Source organism: Sphingomonas sp. Leaf62, from assembly GCF_001421915.1.
Classification (GTDB): Bacteria; Pseudomonadota; Alphaproteobacteria; order Sphingomonadales; family Sphingomonadaceae; genus Sphingomonas.
This window is the reverse complement of the sequence record NZ_LMLN01000028.1, coordinates 157,453-176,222: the sequence shown is the minus strand read 5'-3', so window position 1 is coordinate 176,222 and position 18,770 is coordinate 157,453. Positions and strand designations below refer to the sequence as shown.

Annotated in this window: 17 protein-coding genes; 14 read left to right on the top strand and 3 right to left on the bottom strand. The window is 65.1% G+C overall.

Translation table 11 applies throughout. The annotated features are described in order from the left end of the window. Nucleotides 1-4: 4 nt before the first annotated feature. The gene (locus ASE91_RS12210; protein ID WP_268795961.1) at nt 5-1,525 is read right to left on the bottom strand and encodes a tryptophan halogenase family protein; all 1,521 of its coding nucleotides are present in this window, start codon (nt 1,523-1,525) and stop codon (nt 5-7) included. A gap of 357 nt (nt 1,526-1,882) precedes the next feature. Between ASE91_RS12210 and ASE91_RS12205 the strand changes: the two genes are divergently transcribed. Beyond that, nucleotides 1,883-5,284, top strand: a complete 3,402-nt coding sequence (locus tag ASE91_RS12205) for a TonB-dependent receptor (RefSeq protein ID WP_056626555.1) — start codon at nt 1,883-1,885, stop codon at nt 5,282-5,284. Nucleotides 5,285-5,358: 74 nt separating this feature from the next. On the opposite strand, the gene ASE91_RS12200 is transcribed toward ASE91_RS12205, so the two are convergent. Beyond that, complete coding sequence (locus ASE91_RS12200; protein ID WP_055995492.1) at nt 5,359-6,870, bottom strand: replicative DNA helicase; 1,512 nt, start codon at nt 6,868-6,870, stop codon at nt 5,359-5,361. A gap of 91 nt (nt 6,871-6,961) precedes the next feature. On the opposite strand from ASE91_RS12200, the gene ASE91_RS12195 reads away from it, so the two are divergent. The 5 genes from ASE91_RS12195 (at nt 6,962) to ASE91_RS19660 (ending at nt 9,421) form a co-directional block, all read left to right on the top strand. Then, entirely contained in the window at nt 6,962-7,444 is a 483-nt protein-coding gene (locus ASE91_RS12195; protein ID WP_056500225.1) for a UPF0262 family protein, read from the top strand. Next, on the top strand, nt 7,444-8,112 hold the full coding sequence (locus ASE91_RS12190; RefSeq protein WP_056626553.1) for a GH25 family lysozyme: 669 nt from the start codon (nt 7,444-7,446) through the stop codon (nt 8,110-8,112). Before ASE91_RS12195 ends, ASE91_RS12190 begins: the two co-directional genes overlap by 1 nt. Next, entirely contained in the window at nt 8,109-8,555 is a 447-nt protein-coding gene (locus ASE91_RS12185; RefSeq protein WP_056626551.1) for a cytidine deaminase, read from the top strand. Before ASE91_RS12190 ends, ASE91_RS12185 begins: the two co-directional genes overlap by 4 nt. 83 nt (nt 8,556-8,638) lie before the next feature. After that, complete coding sequence (gene dcd, locus ASE91_RS12180; RefSeq protein WP_055995505.1) at nt 8,639-9,193, top strand: dCTP deaminase; 555 nt, start codon at nt 8,639-8,641, stop codon at nt 9,191-9,193. A gap of 6 nt (nt 9,194-9,199) precedes the next feature. Then, the gene (locus ASE91_RS19660) at nt 9,200-9,421 is read left to right on the top strand and encodes a hypothetical protein (protein ID WP_156357817.1); all 222 of its coding nucleotides are present in this window, start codon (nt 9,200-9,202) and stop codon (nt 9,419-9,421) included. Here the strand turns inward: ASE91_RS19660 and ASE91_RS12175 are convergent. Further along, nucleotides 9,367-11,532 (bottom strand): ComEC/Rec2 family competence protein, encoded by a 2,166-nt coding sequence (locus ASE91_RS12175; protein WP_200911257.1) that lies wholly within the window; start codon nt 11,530-11,532, stop codon nt 9,367-9,369. The genes ASE91_RS19660 and ASE91_RS12175 overlap by 55 nt on opposite strands. 64 nt (nt 11,533-11,596) lie before the next feature. Between ASE91_RS12175 and gltX the strand changes: the two genes are divergently transcribed. From gltX to ASE91_RS20000, 8 genes are all read left to right on the top strand, one after another. Continuing rightward, nucleotides 11,597-13,027: a glutamate--tRNA ligase gene (gene gltX / locus ASE91_RS12170; RefSeq protein WP_056626549.1), complete on the top strand. Its 1,431-nt coding sequence runs from the start codon at nt 11,597-11,599 to the stop codon at nt 13,025-13,027. Nucleotides 13,028-13,045: 18 nt separating this feature from the next. Further along, complete coding sequence (locus ASE91_RS12165; protein WP_055995513.1) at nt 13,046-14,329, top strand: citrate synthase; 1,284 nt, start codon at nt 13,046-13,048, stop codon at nt 14,327-14,329. A 1-nt stretch (nt 14,330) separates the two neighbouring features. Beyond that, nucleotides 14,331-14,537: a hypothetical protein gene (locus ASE91_RS12160; RefSeq protein WP_235530463.1), complete on the top strand. Its 207-nt coding sequence runs from the start codon at nt 14,331-14,333 to the stop codon at nt 14,535-14,537. Nucleotides 14,538-14,775: 238 nt separating this feature from the next. Further along, complete coding sequence (locus ASE91_RS12155; protein ID WP_235530462.1) at nt 14,776-15,120, top strand: STAS domain-containing protein; 345 nt, start codon at nt 14,776-14,778, stop codon at nt 15,118-15,120. After that, a complete protein-coding gene (locus ASE91_RS12150; RefSeq protein WP_055995518.1) occupies nt 15,117-15,485 on the top strand; it encodes a response regulator in 369 nt (122 codons plus the stop codon). Before ASE91_RS12155 ends, ASE91_RS12150 begins: the two co-directional genes overlap by 4 nt. Continuing rightward, a complete protein-coding gene (locus ASE91_RS12145; protein WP_056626544.1) occupies nt 15,482-17,470 on the top strand; it encodes a chemotaxis protein CheA in 1,989 nt (662 codons plus the stop codon). The genes ASE91_RS12150 and ASE91_RS12145 overlap by 4 nt, the downstream gene beginning before the upstream one ends. Continuing rightward, a complete protein-coding gene (locus ASE91_RS12140; protein WP_055995524.1) occupies nt 17,457-17,981 on the top strand; it encodes a chemotaxis protein CheW in 525 nt (174 codons plus the stop codon). Before ASE91_RS12145 ends, ASE91_RS12140 begins: the two co-directional genes overlap by 14 nt. Beyond that, on the top strand, nt 17,890-18,770 hold an 881-nt coding region (locus ASE91_RS20000; RefSeq protein WP_162233662.1), incomplete at its 3' end, for an MCP four helix bundle domain-containing protein. The genes ASE91_RS12140 and ASE91_RS20000, both read left to right, overlap by 92 nt.

The window sequence follows — 18,770 nt, the reverse complement described above, 5'->3', positions numbered from 1 at the left end:
TGCGTCAGGCCGCCAGACCGGCCGCGGCCGGCGATTGACGGATATAGGCGGCATGATCGGGCGTGGCCTGCACCGCCTGCGCCACCGCACGCCGCAGCGCCGCCGCCCGCGCCGCGATCGTCGCGTCGTCCTGCGCCAGCACGCGCGGATCATATCCCTTCGGCATCAGCCTCTGCCCCAGCATCACCGCCACCCAACTGGGCGGCAGGAACAATCCGAACTGATAGGGTACGACATAGCCGCGCGTCAGCCACGCATCGATCTTCGCCTGCAAACTGTCGGGCAGGGTCAGCGCGCGGAAATGCCGCCACATCTCGCTGTCTTCGCGCTCGGTCGCGACATAGTGGAGCAACAGGAAGTCGCGCACCCGTTCGAAATGCAGCGCCATCCGCCGGTTATATTCGGCGATATCGCCCGCATCGAAGCGGCGTGTCGGGAACAGCGCCAGCAATTCGGTGATGCCATCCTGAATCAGATGGATCGACGTCGATTCAAGCGGTTCGAGGAACCCGCTGGCCAGCCCGATCGCGACGACGTTGCGCTTCCAGAAATCGCGCCGTCGCCCCGTCGTAAAGCGCAGCCGTCGCGGCTCGGCCTGCATCGGCGCGTCGAGATTGGCGATCAGCTGGTCCTGCGCATCGTCGTCGGAAAGGAAGCTGCTGCAATAGACATGACCGTTGCCGACCCGGTGCTGCAACGGAATCCGCCACTGCCACCCCGCCGTCCGTGCCGTCGCGCGGGTATAGGGGCCGAGCGGTCCGCGACTGTCGGTCGGTACCGCGACCGCCCGGTTGCACGGCAGCCAGTTGCTCCAGTCGTCATAGCCCGACTGAAGCGCCCCTTCGATCAGAAGCCCACGAAACCCCGAGCAGTCGACGAACAGATTGGCGTCCAGCACCCGCCCATCGGCCAGCGTCACGTTGCGGACGTGACCATTCTCACCGTGCAGCGCGACGTCGACCACCTTGCCCTCGATCCGCTCGACGCCGCGTGTCTCGGCATAGCGGCGCAGGAAGCGGGCATAGAGCGAGGCGTCGAACTGATAGGCATAGCCGAAGCTCGATTCGACCTGCCGTACGTCGCTGCCCGGATGGCGGAAGCGGTTGTGTTCGGCGGCGATCACCGGGAACGAATATTCGTCCAGCCGGGTCGCATCGCCCAGTTCGCGCAGTCGCAGCCATTGATGGTAGAACGGGATACTGTCGTCGGTCGGTCCGTAATTGCCGAACGGATGGATGTAGCGGTCGCCGATTCGACCCCAGTCGCAAAACTCGATGCCCAGCTTGTACGTCGCCTCGGTCGCCCGCATCAGGTCCGCTTCCGCGATACCGAGCGTCGTATTGAACGCCCGGATGTGCGGCAGCGTCGCCTCGCCCACCCCGACCGTTCCGATTTCGTCCGATTCGATCAATTGTACCCGGACGCCCAGACCCTGCAGCCTGTTCGCAAGCGCAGCGGCGGTCATCCACCCGGCGGTACCGCCACCGACGATACAGACCCGTTCGATCTCCTCCCGTCCGCTCACGCTGCGCCTGACCTGGTTTCCCCGAAATCCGCCATTCTACCGTCCTCTTCAACAGTCACGACACGCCGCACAAGATTTCGCACAGTTACCACCGTATTTCGCTGCGATGCAGCACGCATTGTATACGTAATGTTATTCTTATCGACAAAGAAAGCGTCGCTGGCGGACAATTGTCAACGATGTCGGCCAAATATGTTACCGCTATCTTGCCGGGGTAAATCGAATCCTTTATGCGTCCGATCGTTGCCCCACCATTGCCAGCCGCGTCGTATCGAGAAACGACAACGAGCAGCAAGGATTGGGCACAGGGGACACCAGGCGGCGCGCAAAGACGCCGCACAGGGAGGGGATTGATTGATGAAGATGCAGGTACTCGCGTATCCGTCGCGCTCAGCCAAACGGTTGCTGATGGCGACCTCGGCGCTGACATTGGCGCTGACACCGGCGGCTGGCTTCGCCCAGACGGCGATCACGCCGCCCGAAGAGAAGGTTCCCTCGCCGCTGGCAAATGCGCAGGATGCGACCCCCGAGGGTGAAATCGTTGTTACCGGCATCCGCGCCGCGCTCGAATCAGCCAAGGAAATCAAGCGCCGCTCATCGACCTTCGTCGATTCGATCACCGCATCGGACATTGCGACGCTGCCCGACCTTTCGGTCGCCGAAGCGATCGGTCGTATTCCGGGCGTGACCATCTCGCGGTTCCCGACCAATGGCGGCAGCCCCGACTTTCCATCCCCCGAAGGCCGCGGCAACCTTGTGCGCGGCCTCGGCTTCGTGCGTTCGGAATTCAACGGTCGTGACGCGTTCTCCGCCAATGGTGGTCGCTCGCTCGACTTCTCCAGCATTCCGCCCGAGCTGGTCGGGGGCGTCGACGTCTACAAGAACCAGAGCGCCGACCTGATCGAAGGCGGCATCGGCGGCACGATCAACCTGCGCACGCTCGAACCCTTTGACAGCAAGAAGGATCTGTTCGTCGTCGCGTTCGACGGCACGTTTTCCGACCTTCGCGAAAAATGGTCGCCGCAGGGGAGCATCACCGCGGGCAAGCGCTGGAAAACCGGCATCGGTGAAATCGGCATCCTCGGTTCCTATTCGCGCTCGCGGCTCGATTCGCGGATCAACGGCTGGCAGCAGAGCCCACCGATCCCGCGCGTCCTCGACGCCAACGGCAACGTCCCCGAAACCGGCAACTTCAACGACGACAACCGGACGAATGAATTCATCGGTGCCGATCCGTCGCGCATCGTCGGCATCACGCCCGGCTTCCAGCTCCGCAACACCGACTTCGATCGCGACCGCATCAGCTATTACGGCGCGGTGCAGTGGCGCAACGACAGCCTGCAGGCGACGTTCAAGTATATCCGCGTCGAAACCAAGATCAACAGCACCGAACGGACGCTGGAATGGTTCCCCGACCATAATGGCGGCGTCCAGATCGGCGTCCAGAACATGCAGCTGAACAAGAACTGGGGTTCCAGCGGGCTGCCCATGTGCAGCGGCCCCGGCGGTCGTCCGGTCGCCCCCGGCGATTGCGAAACCCTGTATCCGGTACAGGGCGGCCTGATGGAATCGGGCCTCGTCACCAGCAACAACGATTCATGGACCGGTGCGCGCGGCCGCGACATCGGCATGCTCGGCGTCGGCAAGCAGGAAGAAGCGACCACCGAAGACTTCAGCCTGAACCTGAAATGGACCGCGAGCGAGCGGTTGTTCGTGACGGTGGACGGTCAGTATACGAAGGCCGATGCCCGACAGCGGCAGATCTGGGGTGGCATGAACAGCTACTTCAACTATTCGGTGAAGCCGGACCTCGATCACCCGCGCGTCGAATTCTTCATCGATCCCACGCACCGCTTCAATCCTGGCAATACGCGCTTTTCTGGCGACCGTGATCCGGTCACCACCAACGGCGTCATCACCACGCCGGGCGTGTTCATTCCGACGCCGACCAGTTCAAGCGACTTCAACGGTGCCAATTTCCAGTTCGCCGCCGACCAGTTCCAGAACGGCGAAGGCGACCTGTACTCGCTGCGTGGCGACCTGAGCTACGACGTGTCGGGCGCGGACGGCCTTGCCGGCTGGTTCGACAGCGTGAAGTTCGGTGCCCGTTTCGCCGAACGCAGCCAGGTCAATTCGGAAATGGCGCTGAACTGGGGTGCGATCGCGCCGGCATGGGCAGGTGGCTATGGCATCGCCGGCACGTTCCAGAACCCGAACAAGGGTTTTGAAGCGGTCAGCTTCAAGGACTTCTTCCGTGGCGACGGCGTCATACAGGGCAGCAACACCGACTTCGTCTTCGTGAACCAGAATATCCTCAACGACTATTCCGCGTTTCGCAAATATATCGCCAGCGAACCACAGCTGGCGACACTGGGTAGCTGGGTCCCGCGCGGCACCGATAACGGCACGCGCTTCGGCCAGGGCGTCTATCGTCCGGAGGATACGTCGGACATCACAGAGCGGACGAAGAACGCCTATGTCCGCGTCGATTTCAAACATGATTTCGACGGAGGCATGTCGATCGACGGCAATATCGGCGTGCGGTACGTCCGTACCGAGCTGCAATCGTCGGGCTTCCAGGCATTCCGGCCGTTCAACCCCGATCTGCCGTCCTGCAGCCTTACCGGCGGTCCGGGGCAGCAGAATTGCCAATACACGTTCGACCCGGATACCGGTAAGCGCCTGCGCACCGACGACGCCGAAAGCCGCGACGACATTCGCGACTTCGCGCCGCAGGCAGTTGCCTATGCAGAGCAGGCCGCGATCCCGACCACGCTCAACCTCGTCGACGAACGCTGGCTCCCGTCGTTCAACATGAAGTTCAACCTGAACCGTGAGATGCTGTTCCGCTTCGGCTACAGCAAGGGGTTGAGCCGGCCGAACGTGCAGGATCTGCGCGCATCACAGGAGTATGTGGTCACCACCACCACCACCCGGTACGACCAGATCACCGACCGGAACGATCCGCTATTCGGCGTGGATCGCGGTGCGCAGGATGTCTCGGCCAGCGAAATCCGCGTCAGCCGCGGCAACCCGTTCCTGAAGCCGACGACCGCCGACAGCTTCGACCTTTCGTACGAATGGTATTTCAAGGGCGGCTATCTGTCGGTCGCGGGCTTCTACAAGAGCCTGTCGAACATCATCACCAACGGCGACCTGTCGCTGGGAACGACGACCCTCGACGGCAAGACCCTGAACATCGTCTACAACGGCGCGGTCAATCAGGCGAAAGCCAAGGTGAAGGGCGTCGAGGTCGGGTATCAGCAGTTCTTCGACTTCCTGCCGGGGCCGTTGAAGCATCTCGGCGTACAGGCGAACTACACCTTCATCGATGCGACCACGACACCGCCGGGCAACGGTGCCGACGCCAATGGCGACGGGGTGCCGGACGATGTGACGCAGGTGTTCCGCTGGGGCGTCAGCGACCTGCTCGGCCAGTCCAAGCACATCGCCAACGCGGTCGCGATCTATCAGGACAAGGTGGTCGAGGCGCGTCTCGCCTATAACTGGCGCTCGTCGTATCTGCTGACGTATCGCGACTATGTGACGGGCAACCCGATCTACGCGGAGGACGCCGGCTTCCTCGACGCGTCGCTGAAGTTCAATATCGGCAACCTTCAGATCCGCGGATCGATCGCCAATATCCTCGACACGAAGAGCAAGGCATATGGCATCATCGACACCGATGGCCAGAGGTACGACCGGTTCAGCTTCCTGAACGATCGCCGTATCGTGGTGGGCGCCCTGTTCCGCATCTGACGCGAACGCCATCAACAAATCGGGGGAGGTGCCACCGGCCCTTCCCCTTTTTTTGCCGCGTCAGGACCGGCCGGTCATTCGTCGAGGCCGCTGAACCCGCTGCCGGCATAGTCGCTGAACTTGGTTATCTGCGGCTCGAACTTCAGCGTGACCTTGCCCGTCGCACCGTGGCGCTGCTTGGCGATGATGAGCTCGGCGAGGCCATAGACCCGTTCCATATCCATCGCCCATTTGGCATGGTCCTCGAACACCTTCGCATCGTCTCCGTCGCGCGGGCGCTTCGGCTCCTTGGCCGCAACATAATAGTCTTCGCGGTACACGAACCAGACCATGTCGGCGTCCTGCTCGATCGAGCCGGATTCACGAAGATCGGACAATTGCGGCCGCTTGTCCTCACGCTGTTCGACGGCACGCGACAACTGCGACAATGCCATCACCGGCACGCCGATATCCTTGGCCAGTGTCTTCAATCCGCGCGAAATCTCCGAGATTTCCTGCACGCGGTTGTCGCTGCCCTTGCCCGATCCCTGCAACAGCTGAAGATAGTCGACCACGACCAGCCCCAGTTCGCCGTCCAGCTTGCGCTGCAACCGGCGGACGCGGGTGTGCAGCCCCGAAATCGTGAGGCCGGCGGTATCGTCGATATAGAGCGGCAGCTGTTCGAGATCGGCGGCGGCGTTGGCGAGGCGGGTGAAATCCTCCTTGCGGATCTTGCCCATGCGCAGCGCTTCGGAACTGATCGACGCCTGCTCCGCCATGATACGCGTCGCCAGCTGATCGGCGGACATTTCCAGCGAAAAGAACGCGACCTTGGCCCCGACCGACTTGCCCTTTTCCATGCCGGCGCGCTGATCGTCCATGTAGCGCTGCGCTGCGTTGAAGGCGATGTTGGTGGCGAGCGACGTCTTTCCCATGCCGGGGCGGCCGGCAAGGATGATGAGATCGCTGTGATGCATGCCGCCGATCCGGCCGTTGATCGAATCGAGCCCGGTGGTGACGCCCGACAGACCGCCGCCCGAATTCATCGCGCGTTCGGCCATGCGGACCGCCATCGTCGTCGCCTGCGCGAACGACTTCACCGCATTGGTCGTGTTCCCTTCGGCCGCGACCTTGAACAGTGCTTCCTCGGCGGCCTCGATCTGCTTCTTGGGATCGACCTCGGTCGAGGTGTCGGTGGCGTTTTCGACCAGCGTCCGCCCGACGGTGATCAGCGCGCGCAACTGGGCAAGGTCGTAGATCTGCTGCGCAAACTGGCGCGCACCGATCAGGCTGGCATTGCTGCCGGTGATCTCGACCAGATATTGAGTGCCGCCGCGCGCCGCCAGCAATTCGTCATTGTCGAACATCGGCCGCAACGTCACGGGGCTGGCGATCATGCCGGTGCGGCGCACATCGCGGACGCGTTCGAAGATGCGCGCATGGGCGGGATCATAGAAATGTTCGGTGTCCAGCCGCTCGACCATGTCGTCGGCAAGGCCATTGTCGATCAGCATCGCGCCGAGCAACGCCGCCTCCGCGTCGACATTGTGGGGCACGCGTGGTGGTTGCGGGGGAGTACCCCCGCCGATGCTGTGAACAGTGGCCATCGCCCCTTCTCCCAGACCTGAGGCTTACGCTCAACCGGTTGACAGCGCATTTTGCGGTGGACGCCACGCCACGAAGCGGCGACAGGAGGCCATGGCCGATCCCCGGATCATCGACGTCACCCTCGACGAGCGCACGATCCTGTGGCGCAGCGCCGATATCGAGCAGGAACGACGGATCGCGATCTTCGATCTGCTGGAGGCGAATCACTTTGCCCCGGCCCGTGTGTCGCCCGACAATTATGCCGGTCCGTATCGCATCGCACTATCGGTGCCCGAAGGGCGACTGGCGATCGATATCGCACGCGAGGACGGCAGCCTGATCGAGACGCTGGTGCTGGGCATGGCGCGCCTGCGCCGCCCGATCCGGGACTATTTCGCGATCTGCGACAGTTATTACAAAGCCATCCGACAGGCGACCCCGCATGAGATCGAGACGATCGACATGGCCCGGCGCGGCATCCACAACGAAGCGGCCGAGGCGCTGCGCGAGCGGCTGGACGGCAAGGTCGAGATCGATTTCGATACCGCCCGCCGGCTCTTCACCCTGATCTGCGTGCTGCATATCAAGGGCTGATGCGATTCAAGTCGATTCTCGTCGCGCTGGCGGTGCTGGCGCTCGTCGCGCTGTTCGCGTGGCGATGGTCGTTCGGCTGGACGCCCGAACGCGCCCGGTTTCCGGTGCAGGGCCTGACGGTCTCGGCGGCGGACGGCGCGATCGACTGGCCGACCGCCCGCGCGCGCGGGGCGGACTTTGCCTATGTCACGGCATCGCAGGGGACGCAGCGCGATGCAGCGTTCGAGACGAACTGGAACGGCGCGCATTCTGCCGGGCTGCGACAGGGCGCGCTGCACGTCTTTTCACTGTGCGAGCCGACCGCCGATCAGGTCACCGCCTATCTGACCACCGTGCCGCGCGCCGCCGACGCCCTGCCCGCGACGCTGGCGCTCGACTTCGCCGACGACTGCGCCACCCGCCCGACGCGGGCGCAGGTGCTGACGGCGATCCGCGGCTTTCTGGCTCCCGCCGAATATCATGACGGCCGGCCGATGATGCTGCGCATTTCGCCGGCGTTCGAGGACGAATATCGCGTCAGCGCGGCGATCGTCCGTCCGCTCTGGGCGCAGCGGCGCTTCTTCGAACCCGCATATCTGGCGCAGCCGTGGCGGATGTGGCAGGCGAACCCGGCACGGCGGTTCGATGGCGTCGCGCGTCCCGTCGCGTGGAGTGTAGCCGCCCAATGACCGATCCCGCCGCCCTGATCGACGCCGCGCGCGCTGCCGCCGCCAACGCGCACGCACCCTATTCACGCTTTGCGGTGGGGGCAGCGCTGTTGATGGACGACGGATCGATCGTCACCGGCGCCAATTTCGAAAATGCCAGCTACGGCCTGTCGCTCTGCGCCGAGACCGTCGCGATCGCAACCGCCTCCGCCGCCGGCCGCCTGCGCCAGATCGTCGCGATCGGCGTGATCGGCGGGGCGATGGACGCGGACGGCCGCGCCACCGGCACCACGCCGGTCAGCCCGTGCGGCCGCTGCCGACAGGTCATCAACGAAGCGGCGCAGATGGGCGGCCGCGACCTGCCGGTCCATTGCGGCGCGGCGGAGGGCGATGCGATGCGGACCTACCGCCTGTCGGAGCTATTGCCCGACGCCTTCGGACCGGCCGATCTCGGGATCGGCTGAACGCGGTCAACAGGTCGGGTATAAGCCGCTTGCCCTGCCCCCGCGATCCGGCAATGGAGCGGCCAGCAGCAAGAGGGCATGATATGACGATCCTGTCGGATCACTGGATTCGCGAAACCGCGCTGGCGACGGGGATGATCGAGCCCTTCGTCGAATCGCAGCGGCGCGAGGGCTGCATCAGCTATGGCCTGTCGTCCTATGGCTATGACGCGCGCGTGTCGGACGAGTTCAAGATCTTCACGAACGTCGACTCGGCGGTGGTCGACCCGAAGGACTTTGCGCAGAACAGCTTCGTCGATCGCAAGACCGACGTTTGCATCATCCCGCCCAACAGCTTTGCCCTTGCGCGCACGGTCGAATATTTCCGGGTGCCGCGCGACGTGCTGGTCATCTGTCTAGGCAAATCGACCTATGCCCGCTGCGGCATCATCGTGAACGTGACCCCGCTGGAGCCGGAATGGGAGGGGCATGTTACGCTGGAATTTTCCAACACGACGCCGCTGCCCGCCAAGATCTACGCCAATGAAGGCGCGTGTCAGTTCCTGTTCCTGAAGGGCGACCAGCCGTGCGGGACCAGCTATGCCGACCGTGCGGGCAAATATATGGGTCAGCGCGGCGTGACGCTGCCGCGGCTCTAACTAACGATGATCGGGCGGAACTGGACCGGGCGGAGCGCCGTGGTGCGGTCGGCGGCATTGCTGCCGATCCTCGCGCTGTTCGCCCCGAAGCTGCCGATGCCATGGGCGTTCGTCCTCGGCGGGATGCTGATCGCGTGGTTCGCCTTCGTCTGCGCGCGCGTCGCGATCAACGATCATCGCAAGGCGTCGGAGACCCCGCCCTTCCGCCCGTTCCGCCGTTCGCGATAGGGCGGACGCGGCGGGGCGATCGTCTGCGGCACCTCCCAGGGATGCTGCCCGCCGCCGCGCACCGTCGTCACCCGTGCGTCGGCCAGCGATATTGCCACTCCGCCGGTGCGGGCGAGCGTCGTCCGGTCGAGCTTCAACCAGCGCGGGGTACAGGCAGCAGGCAGACGCCGGTCGCTGACGGCGATGTGAGCGTGGCGACAGGCGGCGACCAGTTCCGCCCAGGGCACTGAATAGCCGCTGCGGGTGGCGACGATCGTCCAGCGCCGGTCGCCCGCCTGCCGGGTGGCGATGCACAGGTCGGCGCTGCATTTGACGCCCGGCTGATCCGATAGCGGCGGCAATTCACCCTCGACACCGCCGCCTTCGCCCAGCGTCGATCGGACATAGTCGCCCGCCCGGTCGCGCAGGATCGCCATGCCGCCAGCCGGCGTCGCCAGCGCCAAATGCCGTCCGTCGCCGGTCACCAGCAGGTCGGGTGCGGGCGTCGCCAACGCCCAGAGCGCGCCGATCACCAGCGGCACCAGACCCCAGCGCCGGATGGCCGTGCGCCACAATGCGATCCACAGGCCGCCTGCCACCATCAACGCGAACGCACCGTCGGGCATCGCCGGCAACGCCGCGACCGACCCCGGCGCCGCCGCCACCGTCCGGGCGATCCACAGCAGCAGCGCCAGCGACTGCTCGACCGCCCACCATGCCGGCGCGCCCAGTCCGCCGAGATCGAGCAGCAGCGCCAGCGCCTCCAACGGCATGGTGACGAAGGTCGTCCGCGGGATCGCCACGATATTGGCGAGCGCGCCGTACAGCCCGGCCTTGTGGAAATGATACAGGCCGATCGGCATCAACGCCGCCTCGACCAGCAGGCCGGTCAGCAGCAGCGATCCGAGACTGCGCGCGAACCGCCGCCAGACCGCTTCGTCGCGTTGCAGGAACCAGCGACGGACGCGGGGATGTTCGTGCAGCGCGACGATCGCGGTGACGGCGGCGAAACTCAGCTGGAAACTCGGACCCGCCAGCGATTCGGGAAGGACCAGCAGCACCAGCAACGCGCCCGTCGCGATCAGCCGCAACGTGATCGCCTCCCGCCCCAGCGACAGCGCGGCCAGCACCAGCAGCGCGGCGATACACGATCGCACCGTCGGTACGTCCGCGCCCGACAGCCAGGTATAGGCCAGCGCGGCCATGGCCCCCGCCCCCGCCGCCACGACCGGCAGCCGACACCGCAGCGCGATCGGCGGGAACAGCGCCAGCAGTTTCAGTACCAGCGTCATCGTACCGACGACCACCGCCGTCACGTGCAGTCCGCTGATCGACAGCAGATGGGCAAGGCCCGAGCGCCGCATCGCTTCGGCATCGGCTTCGGCGATCGAGCCGCGGTCGCCGGTCACGAACGCGGCGGCGATCCCGCCCTCGCTGCCATCGACGCGCGCGACGATATGGCCGGTCAGCGTCGAACGCAGCGCGGCATTGCCCGGATCGCCCGGCGCGACGACCCGGATCGGCGCGAAGCCGCGCCCGGTCGCGCCGATCCCCTGAAACCACGCGGTCCGCGCAAAGTCATAGGCACCGGGCAGTGCCGCAGTCGGTGGCGGCATCAGACGGGCGCGGAGCGATAGCCGGCTCCCCGGTACGACCCCGGGGGGTAGATCATCCTCGGCGATATTCACCCGCACCACCGGCGGCAGTCGCGCGGCTACGTCCGGACGCAGCGTCAGCCGCACCAGTTCGCGCGCCGGGAGCGGCTCGACCCGCTCGACCCGCGCCTCGAACGCCGCGACGACCGGCCGGGCCAGCACCGGTGCCGCGACCCGCTCCGCGCGCCACCAGATCAATCCGCAGCCGAACATCGCCAGCAATCCGCCGATGGTGATCGCCCGCGCCGTCCGCGTCCCCCATGGCAGGACCAGTCCGGCCAGCGCCACCGCCAGCCCGGCCAACAGCACCGCCGCCCACGCCGCCAGCCCCGGCAGCACGAACCACGCCGTGATCCCCATCCCAAGCGCAACCGGCATCCACAGCGGCAATTGCCCCCGCTCGGCCTCGGCAAAGCGTTCCAGCGCGGCGAGGAACCCGGCCCCGACGTACGTGGTTTGAAGCAGGCGGGGTGCCATGCTAGGGGCGTTCGCGGCTGAGTTTGCCATATCTGTTCCACCCGATTTCTGGGAGCATCCGCGCTTGGGCGCAACCACTTCCGCGACGCCTGTCGTCACCCGTTTCGCGCCGTCACCGACCGGCTTTCTCCACATCGGCGGCGCACGCACCGCGCTGTTCAACTGGCTCTATGCCCGTCGCCATGGCGGTCGTTTCCTGCTGCGGATCGAGGATACCGATCGCGCGCGGTCGACCCAGCCGGCGATCGACGCGATCCTTGAGGGGATGCGCTGGCTCGGCCTCGACTGGGACGGCGACGCCGTGTTCCAGTTTGCACGCGCCGATCGCCATGCCGCCGTCGCACACCAGTTGCTCGACGCCGGCCATGCCTATCGCTGCTATGCCAGCCCTGAGGAACTGACGGCGCTGCGCGAGGAACAGCGCGCCGCCGGCAGGCCGATCCGCTACGACGGCCGTTGGCGCGACCGTGCGCCCGAGGACGCCCCCGCAGGCGCGCCGTTCGTCGTCCGGCTGAAGGCACCCAAGGAGGGGTCGGTCACGATCGCCGATCAGGTGCAGGGCGACGTCACCGTCGCCAATGCCGAACTCGACGATTTCGTGCTGCTTCGATCGGACGGTACGCCGACCTATATGCTCGCGGTCGTCGTCGACGATCACGACATGGGCGTGACGCACGTCATTCGTGGCGACGATCACCTTAACAACGCCTTCCGCCAGCTCGCGCTGATCCGCGCGATGGACGCAGTCGAGGGCGGCTGGCCCGATCCGGTCTATGCCCATGTGCCGCTGATCCACGGTGCGGACGGTGCCAAGCTGTCGAAGCGGCACGGTGCGCTGGGCGTGGAGGCCTATCGCGACGAACTTGGCGTCCTGCCCGAGGCGCTGAACAACTATCTGCTGCGTCTCGGCTGGGGCCATGGCGACGAGGAGATCATCAGCCGCGAGCGTGCGACCGAGGTGTTCGACCTGTCGGGCGTCGGCCGATCGCCGTCCCGTTTCGATACGAAGAAGCTGTTGAACCTGAACGGCCATTACATCCGCGAGGCCGACGATGCCCGCCTGACCGCGCTGGTCGCGGAGCGGTTGCCCGACGGAATCGACCGCGACCTGTTGCAGCGCGCCATGCCGGTGTTGAAGGTCCGCGCCGCCGACATCAACGAACTGGCCGCCAATGCCGCTTTCTTCTTCAGGTCGCGCCCGCTGGCGATGGATGACGGTGCCATCACGCTGCTGACGCCCGAGGCACTGGCGATCCTGACGCAGCTGCACGCCAAGCTTGACGCACTCGCAGCATGGGATACGGAGACGATCGAAGCTGCGGTACGCGAAGTGGCGGAGGCAGCGGGGTTGAAGCTGGGTGCCGCCGCGCAACCGCTTCGCGCCGCGCTGACGGGTTCGCGCACCTCACCGGGGATTTTCGACGTGCTCGCCCTGCTGGGCCGCGAAGAGAGCCTCGGCCGCATCGAAGACCAGAAGGCCAAACCGGCCGCATAACCTAACAGGAGACGCCAGATGGCCGATAACGCTAAACTGCAGGTCGCGGGCAAGGACGTCGCATTTCCGGTGCGATCGGGCACCATCGGCCCCGACGTCGTCGATATCCGCAAGCTGTATGCGCAGACCGGCGCGTTCACCTACGATCCGGGCTTCACGTCGACCGCCAGCTGCGATTCGGCACTGACCTATATCGATGGCGACGAAGGCGTGCTGCTGCACCGCGGCTATCCGATCGGGCAGCTGGCCGAAGAATCGTCGTTCATGGAAGTCGCCTATCTGCTGCTGAACGGCGAACTGCCGTCGGGCGACGAACTGGGTAACTTTACCAACACGATCACCCGCCACACGATGCTGCACGAACAGCTCGCGACCTTCTATCGCGGGTTCCGTCGGGACGCGCACCCGATGGCGATCATGTGCGGCGTCGTCGGCGCGCTGTCGGCATTCTACCATGATTCGACCGACATCACCGACCCGACCCAGCGGACGATCGCGTCGCATCGTCTGATCGCCAAGATGCCGACGATCGCGGCAATGGCGTACAAGTACAGCGTCGGGCAGCCGTTCCAGTATCCCGACAATTCGCTCAGCTACACCGGCAACTTCCTGAAGATGACCTTCGGCGTGCCGGCCGAGAAGTATGAAGTGAACCCGGTCGTCGAAAAGGCGCTGGACCGCATCTTCATCCTGCATGCCGATCACGAACAGAATGCGTCGACCTCGACCGTGCGTCTGGCCGGTTCGTCGGGGGCCAACCCGTTCGCCTGCATGGCCGCCGGGATCGCCTGCCTGTGGGGTCCGGCGCATGGCGGAGCCAACGAAGCCGCGCTCAACATGCTGCGCGAGATTGGCACGCCGGAACGCATTCCGGAATATATCGCCCGTGCCAAGAACAAGGACGATCCATTCCGCCTGATGGGCTTCGGTCACCGCGTCTACAAGAATTACGATCCGCGTGCGACCGTGATGCAGAAGACGGTGCGCGAAGTGTTCGAGTCGCTCGGCGTCAACGATCCGGTCTTCGAAACTGCGCTGCGGCTCGAAGAACTGGCGCTGTCGGACGATTACTTCATCGAAAAGAAGCTGTTCCCGAACGTCGACTTCTATTCGGGTGTCATCCTCTCGGCGATCGGCTTCCCGACCACCATGTTCACCGCGCTGTTCGCCCTCGCCCGCACCGTCGGCTGGGTGGCGCAGTGGAACGAGATGATTTCGGACCCCGAACAGAAGATCGGCCGTCCGCGTCAGCTCTACACCGGTCCCGCCCAGCGCGATTACGTGCCGGTGGGGCAGCGCTGAGATGCGTATCGTCCGGCGCGTGGTGATGATCGTTGGTGCGATCCTCGCGTTCGTCGGACTATTCTGGCTGGGTCAGGGGATGGGCATCATCCGCTGGCCCGCCAGCTCGTTCATGATCGACCAGTATCTCTGGGTCGTCACCGGATCGGTCGTCGCCGCGCTCGGCTTCCTGCTGGTCCTGATCGCACGGCGGTTGCCCGGCCGATAGGCCGCATCGACTCGGCGCGATGCGCGGCATCCGATCGATCCGCGCCGAATCCGAAAAAATCGGCATGTGCGTATTTTTCCGTGGGTCGATGATCGTTGCCTGCGACGGGCCCGAAACGGCAAGTCACGGACAACCTTACAATTCCGATTTCGACGACAGCGCAAACGTTACCGTTGGTTAACCGGAAAAGTTACCGTCCGCTCGCGTACTTAAATCGATCTTAATCCCCGTCTGCCAGATGAATCGGCAGCTCTACTGGGGGCAAGATCGAATGACTTCTGCTTTTTGCGTACCCGCCAACTTGTCGATGGCCAATATCGGTGCCGTCGCCGATGAACTGCGCGTTCTTCCGCCGGACGGGGACATCGTCCTCGATGTCGCCGATCTGGCTGCCCCGGACCTCAGCGTCCTGCAGCTGATCGAAAGCCTGCGTACGGAGACGCGGCTGCATGGTGGCACCGTCCGCCTTGCCGCGCCCGCCAACGACGCGCTCACCGCCCTGCTGCGCCGTGCCGGCTTCGCCGACGCACCGATGCCGGCTGCCGACCATGATTTCTGGTTTCACGGAGTATCCCTGCAATGACCGCCTCGATCCTCGCCGTTGATGATTCCGCCAGCCTGCGCATGGCGATCCGCATCGCCCTGTCCGGCGCCGGCTACACCGTCACCGAGGCCGGCGACGGTGTGGAAGGCCTGGCCAAGGCGACCGCGACCAAGTTCGACATGATCGTCACCGATCTGAACATGCCGAACATGGACGGGCTGTCGATGATCCGCGAACTGCGCAAGCAGCCGGCACAGGCCGGGGTGCCGATCATCTTCCTGACCACCGAATCCGATCCGGAGATGAAGAACCAGGCCAAAGCCGCCGGTGCCACCGGCTGGCTGGTCAAGCCGTTCGTCCCCGATCAGCTGGTCAAGATCGCCCGCAAGGTGCTGGGCCGGTGATGGCCGACGATCCGATCGCAGCCTTCCGCGTGGAGGCCGGCGAGGTGCTCGACCAAGTGGAACAGGGGTTGCTCGACCTCGGCCACCGGCTGGACGACATGGACCTCGTCAACGCCGTGTTTCGCGGGCTGCATACGCTGAAGGGCTCGGGCGCGATGTTCGGCTTCGACGCGCTCGCCGGCTTCACCCACCACTGCGAAACCGCGTTCGACCGCGTCCGCAAGGGGCAGGTTCCCGCCACTGCCGGCCTCGTCTCGGTCATCCTGTCGGCGCAGGACCATATGCGCGCGCTGGTCGACGGCGATGCCCCCGCCGCCGAGGGCGACGCGATCCTCGCCCGCCTGCAACAGGCGATCGACGAGGCGTCGGGCACCGCCCCCGCCGCCGCAAAGGCACCCGCTAGAACCGGGTGGCAGATCGCGTTCCGCTTGCCGGTCGATGCGATGGCCAACGGCACCAACCCGCTGATGCTGCTCGACGAACTGCGCGAACTGGGCGACTGCACCATCGTCGCCACGACCGACAAGGTCCCGCCGCTGTCGACACTGGTTCCGACCGAGTGCCATGTCGGCTGGAACGTCACGCTGGTCGGCGACGTCAAGCGCGACGATATCGAGGATGTCTTCATCTTCGTGATGGACGACATGGAATTGTCGATCGAGCCGCTCGCCGTGGACGACGCCGACGACGCGCCGGCCGAAGCGGCCTCGATCGACGAAGCGCCGGTCGCCGAGGAGATCGTCGCTATCGCCTCTATGGTCGCCACCGCACCGACCGCCGACAGCCCAGCCGCCCGATCGACCGCGAAGGCGGAGGAAAGCGTGCGCGTCCCCGCCGGGCGTCTCGACGCGCTGATGGACCGGGTCGGCGAACTGGTCATCGCCCAGAGCCGCCTGTCGCAATGCGCCAACCGGGGTCAGGATCTGGTGCTGCGATCGGTTTCCGAAGAAATCGAACGGCTTGCCGGCGAATTGCGCGACACGATGATGGTGATGCGCATGGTACCGGTCGGATCGCTGTTCTCGCGCTTCCGCCGCCTGATCCACGATCTGGCGCGCGACACCAGTAAGACGATCGAATTCGACACCGCCGGCGAAGCGACCGAAGTCGACAAGACCGTGATCGAACGCCTGTTTGACCCGATGGTCCATCTGGTCCGCAACAGCTGCGACCATGGCCTCGAAACGCCCGACGACCGGATCGCGGCCGGCAAGCCCGCCGCCGGTTCGGTGAAGCTCGCCGCGCATCAGGCGGGGGGCGAGGTCGTCATCACCATCCGCGACGACGGCCGTGGCATCAACCGTGCCCGCGTCCGTGCCAAGGCGGAGGCGAACGGCCTGATCCAGCCGGATCAGGCGCTCAGCGACCACGACCTGCTCCAGATGATCTTCGCCCCCGGTTTCTCGACCGCCGCGACCGTTACCAGCCTGTCGGGCCGAGGTGTCGGCATGGACGTGGTGAAGCGGACGATCGAGGGCTTACGCGGGTCGATCGACGTGCAGTCGACCGAGGGCGAAGGATCGCTGATCGCGCTGCGCATTCCGCTGACGCTGGCGATCATCGACGGACTGCTCGTGCGCGTCGGCACCGGCCGCTACGTCATTCCGCTGACCGCGGTCGAGGAATGCATCGAACTGTCGCTGGAGGACGATCTGCGCCATCGCGGTCGCAGCCTCATCACGCTGCGCGAAAAGCTGGTCCCGTTCCTGCGCCTGCGCGAGATGTTCGCCACCGACACCCGCCCCGATCCGTTCCAGAAGATCGTGGTCGTATCGACGCCGCAGGGCCGGGTCGGCCTCGTCGTCGACCAGATCATCGGTAACCATCAGACGGTCATCAAGCCGATGTCGGCGCTCCACCGCGACGCCGCCACCTTTGCCGGCGCGACGATCCTCGGCGATGGCGAGGTCGCGCTGATCCTCGACATCGCCCAGCTCATCGCGCTCGGCCAGCCTCGTGAGGAGACGCTGCGTGCAGCCGGTTGAGAACCATCAGGCCGGCGGCCTGGTCCCATGGAACAGCGACGATCAGCTCGAAGTGCTGGTCTTCGACCTCGGCGGGCAGAGCTTCGCCCTCGAAGCGGTGCTGGTCCGCGAAATCCTCGACATGATGCCCGAAACGCGGGTGCCGGGTGCGCCGAAGCTGGTCGGCAACGTCATCAACTTCCGCGGGCGGATTATCCCGCTGGCCGACCTGCATCCCGCATTCGGCATGGAAGTATCGGCCTCGACCAAGGACAGCCGGATCGTCGTCATCGAGATCGAACTCGACGGCGTACCGACGATCATCGGCCTGCGCACCGATAAGGTGCACGAGGTCGCGACCTTCGCGGCAACCAGCAGCGAGACTGCGCCGGTCGTCGGCCTGCGCTGGCGGCGCGAACATGTCCGGGCGCTGGTCCGGCATGGCGACGACGATATCGTCGTGCTGCCCGACCTCGCAGCGATTTTCCAGTCGATCACCCGCGACAACGCCGTCGCTTCCTCCATTCACTGATCCCGGGGGGGATAGAATTATGCGTGCAACGTTAAAAATGAAGCTCGGCGTCACCTTTGGGGTGATGATCGCCTTGCTGCTGGCGGTGGTTACCATCGGCATTACCAAGATGGCGACGATGAACCAGAGCTTCGTCGAACTCATCGAAGGTCCGGTATCGCGCCAGAACCGCAACCTGACGATCAAGGTTACGCTCAACGAACTGCTGCGCCTCGAAAAGAACATGGTGCTGAGCGACGACATGACACTCGTCCGTCAGCTGGATCAGGAATCGCTCGCGAAGGTCGCCCAGCTCGATCAGATGATTGCGGTCGCGATCCAGAATACTGCCGAACGATCCAAGCCGGACTGGGCAAAGGTCGACGCGAATTGGCAGGAATTTAAGGGCTTCAATGCTCAAATCCGGACGTTCGCACTGGCCAACAACGATGCCGACGCGGCCCGTATAACGCTGACGACGTCGCGCGAACTGATGAAGAAGATGTCGGCGTCGCTGGACGTTCTCATTCAGCGCAGCACTGAGAAGATGGCCGAATCGCGGGCTGAGACCGAAGCGGCCTACAGCGGCGCTCGCACGATGCTGCTGACCGCGGCGGTGATTGCCGTCCTGATCGCCATCGGTGGCGCGCTGTGGATCAGCATGATCGTGTCGCGTGGTCTGAAGCGGGTCAGTGTCGCGCTGGACGCGGTTGCTACCGGCGACCTCGACAATGAAGTGACCGTTACCAGCAACGACGAGATCAAGGATCTGGTCGATACCGTCAATCGCATGACGGTTGCCCTGCGCAA